Source organism: Campylobacter vicugnae, from assembly GCF_002139875.1.
Lineage (GTDB): Bacteria > Campylobacterota > Campylobacteria > Campylobacterales > Campylobacteraceae > Campylobacter > Campylobacter vicugnae.
This window is the reverse complement of record NZ_CP018793.1, coordinates 407,063-420,578: the sequence shown is the minus strand read 5'-3', so window position 1 is coordinate 420,578 and position 13,516 is coordinate 407,063. Positions and strand designations below refer to the sequence as shown.

Annotated in this window: 15 protein-coding genes and 1 other RNA gene; 7 read left to right on the top strand and 9 right to left on the bottom strand. The window is 31.9% G+C overall.

Features of this window, described 5'->3' with window-relative positions:
* The first annotated feature begins 3 nt into the window (after positions 1-3).
* The 4 genes from CVIC12175_RS02240 to lgt are packed head-to-tail and all read left to right on the top strand — an operon-like array spanning position 4 to position 4,701.
* Positions 4-2,148 carry a heavy metal translocating P-type ATPase gene (locus tag CVIC12175_RS02240; RefSeq protein ID WP_236861085.1) on the top strand — a complete coding sequence of 715 codons (2,145 nt, stop codon included), beginning with the start codon at positions 4-6 and terminating at the stop codon, positions 2,146-2,148.
* Between the two features lie 3 nt (positions 2,149-2,151).
* Positions 2,152-3,294: a Y-family DNA polymerase gene (locus tag CVIC12175_RS02235; RefSeq protein ID WP_086302478.1), complete on the top strand. Its 1,143-nt coding sequence runs from the start codon at positions 2,152-2,154 to the stop codon at positions 3,292-3,294.
* A 41-nt stretch (positions 3,295-3,335) separates the two neighbouring features.
* A complete protein-coding gene (locus CVIC12175_RS02230; protein ID WP_086302480.1) occupies positions 3,336-3,887 on the top strand; it encodes a hypothetical protein in 552 nt (183 codons plus the stop codon).
* 22 nt (positions 3,888-3,909) lie between these two features.
* Positions 3,910-4,701: a prolipoprotein diacylglyceryl transferase gene (gene lgt, locus CVIC12175_RS02225; protein ID WP_086302544.1), complete on the top strand. Its 792-nt coding sequence runs from the start codon at positions 3,910-3,912 to the stop codon at positions 4,699-4,701.
* An 86-nt stretch (positions 4,702-4,787) separates the two neighbouring features.
* Here the strand turns inward: lgt and CVIC12175_RS08710 are convergent, their stop codons facing one another.
* The 9 genes from CVIC12175_RS08710 to panB form a co-directional block, all read right to left on the bottom strand.
* On the bottom strand, positions 4,788-4,922 hold the full coding sequence (locus tag CVIC12175_RS08710; protein ID WP_257789270.1) for a hypothetical protein: 135 nt from the start codon (positions 4,920-4,922) through the stop codon (positions 4,788-4,790).
* A gap of 110 nt (positions 4,923-5,032) precedes the next feature.
* Positions 5,033-5,611 (bottom strand): hypothetical protein, encoded by a 579-nt coding sequence (locus CVIC12175_RS02220; protein ID WP_086302481.1) that lies wholly within the window; start codon positions 5,609-5,611, stop codon positions 5,033-5,035.
* The gene (locus CVIC12175_RS02215; protein ID WP_086302484.1) at positions 5,580-6,452 is read right to left on the bottom strand and encodes an MlaD family protein; all 873 of its coding nucleotides are present in this window, start codon (positions 6,450-6,452) and stop codon (positions 5,580-5,582) included. Before CVIC12175_RS02215 ends, CVIC12175_RS02220 begins: the two co-directional genes overlap by 32 nt.
* 3 nt (positions 6,453-6,455) lie before the next feature.
* Positions 6,456-7,181 carry an ABC transporter ATP-binding protein gene (locus CVIC12175_RS02210; protein ID WP_086315820.1) on the bottom strand — a complete coding sequence of 242 codons (726 nt, stop codon included), beginning with the start codon at positions 7,179-7,181 and terminating at the stop codon, positions 6,456-6,458.
* The gene (locus CVIC12175_RS02205) at positions 7,178-8,245 is read right to left on the bottom strand and encodes an MlaE family ABC transporter permease (RefSeq protein ID WP_086256480.1); all 1,068 of its coding nucleotides are present in this window, start codon (positions 8,243-8,245) and stop codon (positions 7,178-7,180) included. The genes CVIC12175_RS02210 and CVIC12175_RS02205 overlap by 4 nt, the downstream gene beginning before the upstream one ends.
* A complete protein-coding gene (locus CVIC12175_RS02200) occupies positions 8,245-9,279 on the bottom strand; it encodes an AI-2E family transporter (RefSeq protein WP_086256481.1) in 1,035 nt (344 codons plus the stop codon). The genes CVIC12175_RS02205 and CVIC12175_RS02200 overlap by 1 nt, the downstream gene beginning before the upstream one ends.
* Positions 9,272-10,300 (bottom strand): Holliday junction branch migration DNA helicase RuvB, encoded by a 1,029-nt coding sequence (gene ruvB / locus CVIC12175_RS02195; RefSeq protein ID WP_086246798.1) that lies wholly within the window; start codon positions 10,298-10,300, stop codon positions 9,272-9,274. The genes CVIC12175_RS02200 and ruvB overlap by 8 nt, the downstream gene beginning before the upstream one ends.
* 9 nt (positions 10,301-10,309) lie before the next feature.
* A complete protein-coding gene (locus CVIC12175_RS02190; protein WP_086248575.1) occupies positions 10,310-10,621 on the bottom strand; it encodes a rhodanese-like domain-containing protein in 312 nt (103 codons plus the stop codon).
* Positions 10,605-11,399: a 3-methyl-2-oxobutanoate hydroxymethyltransferase gene (gene panB, locus CVIC12175_RS02185; RefSeq protein WP_086256482.1), complete on the bottom strand. Its 795-nt coding sequence runs from the start codon at positions 11,397-11,399 to the stop codon at positions 10,605-10,607. The genes CVIC12175_RS02190 and panB overlap by 17 nt, the downstream gene beginning before the upstream one ends.
* 83 nt (positions 11,400-11,482) lie before the next feature.
* On the opposite strand from panB, the gene CVIC12175_RS02180 reads away from it, so the two are divergent.
* From CVIC12175_RS02180 to CVIC12175_RS02170, 3 genes are all read left to right on the top strand, one after another.
* Entirely contained in the window at positions 11,483-11,899 is a 417-nt protein-coding gene (locus CVIC12175_RS02180) for a phosphorelay protein (RefSeq protein ID WP_086316018.1), read from the top strand.
* Between the two features lie 47 nt (positions 11,900-11,946).
* Positions 11,947-12,309, top strand: a transfer-messenger RNA (tmRNA) gene (ssrA, locus tag CVIC12175_RS02175).
* 181 nt (positions 12,310-12,490) lie between these two features.
* The gene (locus CVIC12175_RS02170) at positions 12,491-13,216 is read left to right on the top strand and encodes a phage integrase central domain-containing protein (protein WP_086302490.1); all 726 of its coding nucleotides are present in this window, start codon (positions 12,491-12,493) and stop codon (positions 13,214-13,216) included.
* Positions 13,217-13,516 lie beyond the last annotated feature (300 nt).

The window sequence follows — 13,516 nt, the reverse complement described above, 5'->3', positions numbered from 1 at the left end:
TACTTGAATAAGATTGAGTTAAAAATCAGCGGAATGAGCTGTGTAAATTGTGCAAATTCTATTAAAAAATCAGCACTAAAAATCCCGGGAATAAAATCTGCAAATGTAGATTTTAACACTCATTGTGCTGTATTTGAATATGATCAAAATGCTGATATAGAAGCATTAAAAAATAAAATTATTAAACTTGGTTTTGGTATTGCAAACAATCAAGATGAGCTTGAAAATGCTCAAAATCAAGAATTAAAAAATTACCAAAATAAATTTATAATCTGTTCTATAATTAGTGCAGTTCTTATGTGGGCAGAGATGAGTAAATCCAATCCTATACCTATGCCATTTATGATTGTTTTGGCTTGTATTGGGATATTTTATTGCGGATCTAGTTTCTACTCTCATGCATTAAAGAGCTTAAAAGAGCGTAATTATGATATGAATGTACTTATATTTTTGGGTACTTTTTCAGCATTTTGCTACTCTATTTTTGCCACAATTTTTCATAATCAAATTCCGCAAAATTTAAACTACCTATACTTTAGCGGTGCGACAATGGTTATCACCTTTGTCTTGCTTGGCAAATATTTAGAAAACAAAGCCAAAGCCACTGCTTCATCTTACCTAAAATCTTTAATAAATCTAAGCCCAACCAAGGCTTTTATCATCTCTAGCGATGGGAGTACCAAAGAGACTTTAGCTAGTAGTCTTAAAATTGGGGATATAGTTTTAGTCAAAACTGGCTCTATAATTCCATGTGATGGTATTATAGAAAATGGTGGCGCCGAGATAGATACAAGTGCAATAAATGGTGAAAGTATGCCAGTTTATAAAAGCACTGGTCAGATGGTATATAGTGGTACTCTAAACTGCAATGGCCATATATTAATAAAAGTTACTAAAAGTCCAAATGATACCTTACTGGCTCAAATTTTAAATCTTATTCAAAACGCAGCTAGTAAAAAGCTATCTATCTCACGCATAGCTGATAAAGTAGCAAATATTTTCATCCCTTTAGTAATAGCTACTTCTGTGGCTACATTTTGCATCTGGGCTAGTTTTGGTATGGAATTTAATGGAATTTTAAGTGCTATTTGCGTACTTATTATCTCATGTCCTTGTGCCTTAGGACTTGCTACGCCAATTGCTATAGTTTGTGCTATATCACTAGCTTTAAAGCATTCAATATTAATTAAAAATCCAGTTGCCCTAGAGCAATTCAATGATATTAAATTTGCCGTATTTGATAAAACTGGAACCATCACAACAGCAGATATAAGCGTAATAGAAACCAGTCTTAATAAAAGTGATTTATCCATAGTAGCCAATATCTCAGCACTAAACTCACACCCAGTTTCAAATGCGATTACAAACTACGCCAAAGAGCTAATCAATGTCAAATTTCAAAGTAAATTTGAGTATATTAGCGGGCTTGGAATTAAAAGCGATAATGTTTTAATAGGCAATGAAAGATTACTAAATTTAAATTTAATATCCATAGACAAAAATCAAAAAGCCATAATAGAACAAAAAATGGATGCTGGATATGGTGTTGTTTTAGTAGCAATTGATGGCAAATTTAGCGGATATATAGTTATTAGCGATACTATTAAGCCAAATGCTAAAGAGATAATAAATAGCCTAAAATCACAAAATATAACCCCAGTAATTTTAAGCGGAGATAGCCATAAAATCAGCAATCTAGTAGCCAAAGAACTTGGTATTGATATGGTTTATAGCGAGGTTTTACCACATCAAAAATATGAGATAATAGAAGATTTAAAAAAATCAGGAAAAGTCGCATTTATAGCAGATGGAATAAATGATGCTGCTGCCTTAAAAGCTGCTGATATCTCTATAGCGATGAACTCTGGAAGCGATCTAGCTAAAAATAGCGCCGATATAATCTTAATGCAAAATAGTCTAAATGGAGTTATAAAAAGTATAAATCTAGCCAAAAAAAGCAACACTACTATAAAACAGAATTTAACTTGGGCGTTTGGATATAATACTATTTGTATTCCAATTGCTGCTGGAATTTTAGAGCCATCTTTTGGAATTCATCTTACACCGATGTGGGCAGCACTTGCTATGAGTCTAAGCTCTATTAGTGTAGTTTTGAACTCTTTACGATTAAAACTAGCTAGAATTTAGACTATGTTTATTCACATAGATCTTGATGCATTTTTTATCAGTGCAGCTGCAACAATAGATAAAAGCTTAATTGGTAAAAAAGCTGCCGTAGCAAGTGGAAGTAAATTTGATATATTTGGCGACTATCATGAGTATGGCATAATTTTAAGCGCTACTTATGAAGCTCGTGCTATAGGAATTAACTGCACTATGCATTCAAGTCTAGCTAAAAAACTCTGTCCTGATTTAATCATAGCTCCAACAGATTTTGAGCTATATCATAAATTATCAAATTCTCTTTATAATTTATTACTTAATTATACTGATGAAATTGAAAAATATAGTATTGATGAATATTTTATAGATCTTGCTGGGACAAAATATGATATTAATCCTTTAGAATTTGCTAATAAGCTTAAATTTGAAATAAATAATAAACTAAATTTACCTTGTAGTATAGGAATTGCACCAAATAAACTACTAGCTAAGCTTGCAACCAATCTAGCAAAACCTAGCAAAATATATCAAATAAATAGTCCCCAAGAGATAGAAAATCTACAAATTTCCAAGCTTCCAGGAGTAGGCAAATCTCTTTATAAAAGCTTACAAAAATATGGAGTTGCTACTATTAAAGATGCTCTAAATGCCAAGCATATATTTGACAAACTTGGCAAATATGCCATAAATCTTTATAGCTCTTTAAATTTAAGCCATCAAGACAAAATTATTAAAAATCAGCCACGAAAATCTCTAGCCATAGCTAGAAGCTTTGCTCCTATTAAAAATAGAGATAGTATAAATAAAAGATTAATGATTTTATGCAGGCACCTATATTTTGAAGTAGCCTCACTTGCTTTAATCCCAAGCAAGATTGAGCTAAAACTTCGCTATAAAAAACAAGAACAAATAAGTATAAGCACTACTATTAATGCTAACTTTACTCACAAATGTTTAGAACAGATAACTAAAGAGCTATTTATAAACTTAGATAAATTTAAAGATTATGAGATAAACTATCTAAGTCTTTGTGCGACTGGATTTGATAAGCAGCAACAGCGATCCTTATTTGATACTCAAAGTCCAAAAAATAGCAAAATTAGCACCGCCATAATGCAAATTCAAAAAAAATATGGTGTAGATGCTATTAAAAGTCTATCTGAGTTTTAAGCAAAATTTAGCTAAAATCAGCAAAAAATTTAAGGAAAATTATGAAAGTAGCCGATGCGTACTCTATGATTTGTATGGTTTTTGCTAGTAATTTTGCCAACGCAATCACCGATGAATCTATAAAAAAATTAAAACCAAACTGGATGATAAAAACAGATAATCCCGAAAACGCCAAAGGCAACGAACTATTATCAAAGGCCTTATCTCACTGCACAGCTAGCGATCTTGCAGCTGATTTAGAAGGCTTTAAAGGGGCTTGTTCTTTAAAATTTTTTAAGCAAATTAGCGATGAGGATATGGAGCATTTTTATAAGCAGATAAACTTTAACAAACCATTTGCCAATCTACGCGCTACACATATATCAAATATGTTTGCACTACTTAGTGCAATCTTTAAAAACGATACAAATGACAAAACACATGCTTTGCTTGGATTGTATTTGGTTGATTTTTTCTTGCCTAGTCTTATACTATTTGCTAAATTTCTAAGATACAACGCCAAAACTCCATACTATCAAGCTATGGGTGAATTGATAATGGATTTTATCAAAACTATTAAGGCAAATTTAGGACTTAAAATTGACATTAAATAGCTGGAATTTAATCTATTTAAATATGAATCCAGTAGCATTTAGCCTATTTGGGATAAATGTACATTGGTATGGAATTATGTATGTTCTAGCGCTATTAATTGCACTTTGGGCTGCTAAATATTTTGTCAAAAAAGATAAACTAGCTATTTCAAATTCGCTTTTAGATAACTACTTTTTTTGGGTTGAAATAGGTGTAATTTTAGGAGCTAGGATAGGATATATCATCATATACGACCCAAATACTATCTATTATTTAACTCACCCATGGCAGATATTTAATCCATTTGTAAATGGCGAGTTTGTAGGTATTAGAGGGATGAGTTATCATGGTGCTGTTTTGGGATTTATCATCGCAACTTTACTATTTTGCTATAAATTTAAACAAAATATCCTTTTATATCTTGATCTTGTAGCTATTAGCGTTCCTCTTGGATATATCTTTGGTAGAGTCGGTAATTTTTTAAATCAAGAACTTATTGGTCGCGCAACAGATGTAAGCTGGGGTATAGTAAGTGCTGGAATGCTACGTCATCCTAGTCAGCTATATGAAGCCGTGCTTGAAGGGCTTGTAATATTTATAATTTTATATTTTTATAGATATTATAAAAAATTCAATGGTGAGCTAATTGCACTTTATGCAATACTATATCCTATAATGCGTTTTATATGTGAGTTTTATAGAGAGCCTGATTTTGGTATCGGGTTTGTTGCATTTGGACTTAGTATGGGTCAAATTTTATCTATTATTATGTTTGGTTTTGGTCTTTGGCTATATATCTGGCTTAAATGTACAAAAACAAAAAAGCTGGCATAAGAGCAATCATAATTTAACTATTTTAAGCTATTTAGATTATCATTGCAAATAAATATAGCCAGCCTATCTCTTTTTAAGTGATTCTTTTAGTATATTTTAATATCTTTAGTTCTCTCATCTTCACTCTCAATCATCTCATAAAGTTTAAATCCAGCCTCGATAATTGCATATAGCTCAGGCTTAGTAGTTCGCCATCTTTGCAGTGTTCTAGCACTTGTCAAAAAGAGATTATAGACACCGTAAAACCAGAATAATCTTTTTAAGCCTAGATTTCTAGGCTTGTTACTATTTAAATTTAACTTTATATTTTATAATGATAGCTAAATTTAAATTATCTATACTCCAATACCGAGCTGTGAATCTTTTGCAAAGCTTTATTTAATGCCAAATTTAAAGCATCGATAGGTTTGTTTTTATAGCTCTCTTTGATACTAATTATCTCATTTGATAACACCCTATTATCATCTTTTATTTCTAAAACAATCTCTATAAAAGCATAATCTGGCCATATACTTATCTCAGTTATATTTAAGCCCATTTGCAATTTTGCATCGCTACTTAGCTTTAAATGACAATTGCTATTAAGATATAGTATTAGTGCTTTTTGCAGCATATCTTTTGGGCTAGAGATATATTTTGCATCTTGTAATTTATCAATATTTATGCCATCTTTAATGATAATATCTCTATTTTCATAGCCATTTTGTACCTTGATATAAGCTAAATTTACCAATGTATCTGCCCGTCTATCACAGATATTAACAGAATTACTATCATCATATCCCAACTCATAATAGCTCAATTTTGGTGCATTTTTTGCCAAGCAACCAGAGAATACAACTCCAGCTATACCAGCTGTAAAAATAGTAAAAATTTTACTAATTTTCTCTATTTTTAAAGAAAAACTCATAAGGATTATCCTCCAAATTATTTAGATTATTTTTTATTTGCAATAATAGATCGTTTAAATTATCTATACTTTGTTGAGCTGAATTTAGAGTCGGAGATAGCATTGATTTAAAATCTATTTGACCATCTTGTATGCGTTTATCAATATTATTCCACACCACATCTATATCATTTATTGTTTTATCTAGATTTGCTATGACTTGAGCTAAATTCGCGCTTTTTATATCTTGAGTTATAGAGTGTGAATTTGAAATAAACTCATTAATTTTGATTAAATTATCATCACTTGCTATGGTATTCATAAAAGCATTTAAACGATCAATTGAATTTAGTAGTTTATCAAGATTTTCATCTTTTAAAACTAGATCTATTTTATTGGCAATTTTATCTAAACTTACAGCCAAATTTGCCGTTCTTGAGCCTATTTTATCTAATAAACCCTCACCTAAGCTAATTTGAGCTCTTTCATTTTTATTAAAAATTCTAGCTGAATCGCTACCTTTTGTAATATTAATATGCGCAATCCCGCTAATACCAAATCTCTCCACTATAGCTTGACTATCAACCTTTATAGGTAAATTAGCATCCACGCTAAGGCAAATCTCAATAGTAGCAGAGCTTGGATCGCTAAAATATATATCTTTAACATGCCCTATTGGAACACCTATGAAGCGTACTTCAGTGTCTTTTTTCACACCATTTGGCAGCTCTTTTGTCAATATATAATAATCTCTTTTATCTTTGCTATTATATCCTTGCATAAAGAGCAAAAACAGCCCGATAAATCCTACAACCAGACAAAAAAATAATCCAGCTATAAAATATGAGTTTTTATTTTCCATCTTTTACCTCATCGCAAATAGATCTTTTAAAGGATTATCCTTGAACTCTAAAGCCTGTTTTAGGTCTCCTTCAAATACAATCTTTTTATTATCAACTATTAAAAATCTATCTAAAATATTAAATATACTATCTATATCATGAGTTACCATCACCACAGTAATACCTAAACTATCTCTAATATCGCATATTAATCTATCCATCGCTCTAGCACTTATAGGATCTAAGCCAGAATTTGGCTCATCTAAAAATAGCACCCTAGGACTAAGAGCCAAAGCCCTAGCAAGAGCAACTCTTTTTTTCATTCCACCACTTAGTTCGCTTGGATATAGGGTCATTGAATTTGGCTTTAGGCCAACTTTTATAAGCCACATTTTAGCTATCTCATCTATATCGTTTGGATCAAATTCACTATACTCTCTAAGCATAATTCCAATATTATCAAGCACATTCATATTGCTAAAAAGCGCACCAAATTGAAACATAACTCCAATTTGCAACTTCATATCTTGCTGCTCTTTTGGTAAGGCTCTCCAGATATCTACTCCATTAATCTTTACACTTCCACTAGTTGGTTCTTTTAAAAATATCATTGTCTTAAGCAGTGTAGTTTTACCACTTCCAGATCCGCCTAAAAGGCCATAAATTTCATCACTTTTTATATGAAAATTTGCACCTTCATGAATAGTTATGCCATTATATGTAGTTACTATATCTTTGCCAATTATCATATGTCAAGCTCTGTATAAATTACTGAAAATAGAGCATCTAATGCAATAATCCAAAATATCGCATTTACTACGCTTCTTGTAGTTAATTCACCTACACTACTAGTGCTTCCGCTAACTTCAAATCCTCTCATACAACCAATAAGCCCTATTATCGCACCAAAAAATGGAGTCTTAAGCATTCCAACAAAAAAGTGCCTAAGTTCTACACTCTCTTTAAATCTTTGTGAATACTCATAAAAGCTAAAATCTAAATATAATTTACACACTATCATCTGTGCAAAAATACTAATAGCATTAGCTAAAAACACCACTAAAGGCACAGCAATTATAAGCGCCACAATTCTAGGCATAACTACAAATTTAAATGGATCAAAACCCATAGTCTTCATCGCCTCTATCTCTTCAGTGATCTTCATAACTCCAATTTGTGCTGTAAAGCTAGATGCTGATCTACCAGCTATAACAATAGCAGCAATAAGCGGGCCAACCTCACGAAGTGTCATAATCCCCATAATATCAACTACATATATACTAGCACCAAACTGATTAAGCATACTAGCACCTTGATAAGCAAGTACAATACCGATTAAAAAACTAGTAAGCCCGACTATACCAACAGCTCCAAGACCAGCACTAACTATATGATTAGATAGCTCTTGAAATCTAATCTTAAAAGGCTCTTTAATTCCAGCAATCAATACAAACAAAAACTGCCCCAAAAATATACAAAAATTGATAATATTTACTCGTATATCAATAATTATTTTGCCAATTTTCTCAAGCGAATTTATATTACTTGGCTTATAAATAGCTAAGCCTAAAATCCCTTTATCTCGCACTAAGGCAAAGATTTTATCAAATTTATCATTAGAATTAATCAGCTCAAATTCACCTAAATTCTTAGAGATAAATATCGCTATTGAATAATCTATATGTTCTAAATTTGCTAAGTCAATCTTAGATGGCTTTAAGCTTTTTAATCTTTTTAATTCACTCTTACTAGCCCTATAATCCCACGCCCCGCTAAGACGCAAAATATCTCCATTAAATTCAAATTTACCCATCACTTTGCATACACTCTAATAGAAGCTATAAATAGCGTTACAATAGCAGGACCTAAAATAATTCCCCAAAATCCAAAACTAGATAACCCAGCTATCATAGCAAAAAATATTATAAGCTCATTAATCTTAGCTTGCGACCCAAGCAGCCTTGAACTAATAAATTTAATAATGCCTGGTTTTATAAAATTATCAGCCACAGTCGATACAACTACAACAGTATAAACAACTATAACAAGAGCATTTACCCAGCCATTTACGCTTAATTCATATAGTGCTAGCGGCACAAATACTAAAGCACCACCAACTATAGGAATCAAAGAAGCAAATCCAAATAAAACCCCAAATAAAACCCCATTATATCCATAAAAACTAGCGATAAAGGCAAAAAGCATACCTTGTAAGACCATATTTGCAATAGTGGAGTAAAATACCACACTCATTGTATTTGCTACTTCGCTAAATATCTCTTTAAGCTCTTTTGTAGCTATTGGAGCGATACTAGCTACATACTTACCAAGCGCCCTACTATAATAATGTACAAAAAATATAAATATCATAATAAAACTCATATCTACAGCAAAATCAACACCCTTGCTTAGGCTTTTACTTGTAAATTCTAAGCTTTTTTTAATAATATTTTCAATATCCAAACTAGCTATAAATAGTTCAATCTTTGGCTTTATAAACTCCAAATTTTTAGGCAAATTTAACTCATAACTCTTAATTTGATTAAATACCGATGTGATAGTATTTATATCTAAATTTGATATATATTTTACCACTGCAATCACAAGATAAAAAAATGGCAAACAAAAGACCCCTAGCAATATAAACATAGTCAAACTAGTAGCTAAAATATTGCGATTATTACAAACTCTTAAACTAAAATTTTGAATACTTAGTGTAGATATAGCTAGTAAAATTCCAATAACAATTGCCATCAAATAGCTTTTAAACAAGTAGAGTAAAGCTACTAATAAAACCAACAAAAATCCACTATAAAAAATTTTACTAGTGTGTAATTTTTCACTCATCAAAAAGCCCTTTTTGGGTTTGAACTACTGTATTTTGCGGTGGAGTTTTGCCAAATATTTTATATGTTTCATCGCTTAAAATTCGCCCCTTAGCTGTCCTTTGAATATAGCCATTACTTAATAAATATGGCTCAATCACATCTTCTATAGTACCCTCATCTTCGCTTAGTGCTGCAGCAATGGTAGATAATCCAAGCGCCCTAGTAGAGTAAGCTAAGATATTTAAATATTTTAGATCCATCTCATCAAATCCAAGCTCATTTACACCAAGATTATCAAGTGCCATTTTAGCTCTTTCATGGCCGATTTGAGCCTCATCAGCTACATCAGCAAAATCTCTAATTCTTCTAAGCAGTCTAAGTGCAATCCTAGGAGTACCACGGCTACGCCTTGCTATCTCTAAACTTGCTTCTTTAGTAGCTAATTTACCAAGCTTCTTAGCTGCTAAAGTGATAATTTTACCAAGCTCATCAGCAGTGTAAAACTGCAATCTAAACTGCATTCCAAAGCGATCACGAAGAGGTGCTGAGATCATTCCAGCTCTAGTTGTAGCACCTATTAGGGTAAATTTAGGTATATCAATCTTAATAGTTTGAGCCGCAGGACCACTACCTATAATAATATCAAGCCTAAAATCCTCCATAGCAGAATAAAGCACCTCTTCAATAGCTGGACTAAGGCGATGAATCTCATCAATAAATAGCACATCGCCCTCTTCTAGATTAGTTAAAATTGCGGCCAAATCGCCACTTTTTTCTATCATTGGTGCTGAAGTTATCTTAATATTTGCTCCCATTTTTGAAGCGATTATATGCGCTAGTGTAGTTTTGCCAAGTCCTGGAGGGCCATAAAATAGAGCATGATCAAGACACTCGCCACGCTTTTTAGCTGCAGCGATAAATACCTCTAAATTTGCTTTAATCTTATCTTGACCTATATATTCATCAAAACTTGAAGGCCTTAGACTGACCTCATACTCGCTTTCAAAGCTAACTCTTTCAATCTCTACAATCCTATCCAAATTCTAGTCCTATAACTCAAATTTATCAAATTTAGCGCCCATTTTTTCGTAATAATACGCCCCGCCTCTAATCTCTTTTACATTTTTAAATCCGTGCTTTTGTAGCAACTTCATCGCATCTTTAGATCTATTTGCCGTAGCACACATAAGATAAAATTCATCATCTTTTTTAAAAATATTCTCCACAGAGCTTACAAAAAGCGGATTAACCTTGCCACTTAAATTCTCATAAGTAATCAAATGCGACCCTTCTAAAATCCCAAATTCCAACCATTCGCTAGGTAGGCGAATATCTACTATTTTACTATTTGCTATATTCATATTCTGCACTTGGAAATTTAACACTTCTTACATCATCGGCGTAATTTTTCATAGCTTCACGCACCATCTTTGCCCCTTGCATATATCTTTTTACAAATTTAGGTTTAAACTCATCATAAAACCCAAACGCATCGCTCCATACTAGCACCTGCCCATCGCAACCAGCTCCAGCTCCAATGCCAATTGTAGGCACTTTAAGTGCTTGTGTAACCCTTTTACCCAATTCACTTGGTACGCCTTCTATTAGCACCATTTTAGCTCCAGCTTTTTCAAGTGCTAAAGCATCTTCAATTATAGATTGAGCAGCATTTTCATCTCTTCCAGCTACTTTGTATCCACCTTCTTGGCGTGATAGCTGAGGCTTTAGCCCAATATGAGCAATAACAGCAATACCATTTTGATTTAATAGCTTTATTGTATCAGCCATCTCTTTACCGCCTTCAATCTTGATAGCATCGCAAAAGGTATTTTTATAAATTTTTACAGCATTTTTCAATGCAATTTTTGGTGTTATAACTGAACCAAAAGGCATATCAACGACTAAAAATGCCCTTTTAGTAGCTCTTTGTACAGCCTTTGTATGATATATCATCTCATCAACACTAATACCTAAAGTCTCGCTAGAACCACCAAAACTCATATTTAAACTATCGCCAATCAAAATCATATCAGCAAACTCATCAAAAAGCCTTGCAAATAACGCATCATAGGCTGTGATCATTACAATTTTTTCTCTATTTTTCTTTGCGATTAGATCATCTATTTTTATTTTTTTCACTTTTTTCCTTTAAATTTTTGAAATATTTTACTAAATTTAACTTAAATTTTGTTACAATTTGGCAAAAATCAAAAGAGCAAAAGATGGGTTTATTAAAACAGCTAGAAGCAGATTATGATCTAGACATTATCGAGGATTATCTCACGCATTTTGGTGTGATGACTGGACTCCTTGATAAACTCATTGTAAATTTAAGCCGTGATGATGAGTTTGATGCTAATAGCTATGAGCTTAATAGAATTTTTCATAATATCAAAACAGCAAGCGAGTATCTAAAACTTAGCCCGATTGTCAAACTAACAACTATAGTAGAAGATATCACAAACAGGCTAAAATCTAGGCGAGGAGTAGGTGCTACTGCTTCAAATGAGCTTATCGACTGGCTACTTTTAGTAGCTGATCAGATGCAAGGCTACTTAGATGATATAGAAAATGATGAGATATATTTAAGAATTCTAAATCCTAAAATTATCGCTATTCCAAATGAAATTTTTAATTAATTTATTAACTTTTAAGTCAAATTTGAATATTATTTATCACTTTTTACGGGGGTGACTTGGCTTCGACAGGAGTGGCTGGGTCATGGTGGCACGCAGCTTTAGGCATAGCTTATAAAGCCTAAATTAAAATTAAACGCAAACAACGTTAACTTTGCTCCTGCTTACGCTAAAGCTGCGTAAGTTCAGTTGAGCCTTGCTATTTGGTGATACTATCTATCCAGATTGGCGAGCAACCCTTTAGATAGTGTAGCTTTGCTGTTTGACGAGCAGTGAAGTGAAATTTAGTCTTAGCTTGGCTAATTGTTTTGGGAAGTGAGCAAGGCTAGGTGAATTTTTCACTTCTACTAAGCGTGTAGAGGCTGTGATGTGGCTGTTTTTGGACTGCGGTTCGATCCCGCACACCTCCACCAATTAAGTTTATTTTAAGTTTCTTTTATTTCTTTTATTTCCTTTTAACTCTCATAAAATCGCACTTTTATAGGATTTTGTTTCTTTTTGTTTTCTTTTACGATATAATTATTTTCAAATAAATTGCGTAGTTATTAGCGTAGTAGATAATCATTAGCGTAGTTTTTGATAAAAAGGATTAAAATGGCAAATATCTCAAAGGCAAATTTGCTAGATAAAGATATAAGAAGCTTAGAAATTTTATCTAAACAATACAAAAAGAAAGTTGGCAATCCAAAAGAGCTTTATATTTGGATTAATCCAAGTGGTATGAAAACTTTTTCAGTAGAATATCAAAGAAATAAATTTAAAAAAATAGGTGAGTTTAGAGAAGGTATTTATAGCGTAGCTGAAGCTAGGCGTGATGACTTAAAGATTTTAAAAGAGCTTGAGAGCGGTAAAGAGATAAATACAATTATGGGTAAAGATGAAAAATATCTATATAAAAATTTATTTAACACATATATCAAGCAAAAATTAAAAAATGGCATAAGCCAAAGCTACATAACTAAAATAACCAAACAACACCAAAACTATATCTTACCAAGCTTTGGCAATAAAGATATAAAAACTATAAAATATTCTGATATTTTTGCGGTTTTAAATGCTATTTTTAATCCTAATAACTCACGCACTTCAAGACTAGAGACAATCCACCGCTTAATCAATGATATTGATAAAGTTTTTAGCTTAGCTCAAAGAGATGAATATATCACCTATAATCCAAGTAAAGAGTTACATAGAGCATTTCCTACTGCTAGTCGCTTTACGCTTGATAAATTTGTAGATACTAGACTTCCAGCCTTAACCGATAAAGAAAAAATTAAAGAGTTTATCATAGATTTAAAGATGGATAATAAGCTTGATTAATTTATATTTTTGTATAACAAAAGTCATAGGGGTTTAGGATTATCTACATCCCTTTTAACTTTTAGACAAAACTTCTTCTTTCTAAATTACTAACCATATTATCCATAATAGAATTTACATTTTGGGTATTTATCTATAACCGATTTATACTTTAAATTATGAATTTTAAACCTATTAAACATATTAAAAACATTATAAAACATTTTAAAACTATAAAATATATTTCAATCTTAAATTTCAATTTTATAAATGCTTAATACGCTTTTAGATATAATCTATCCCAATAATTTTCAAGGAAAC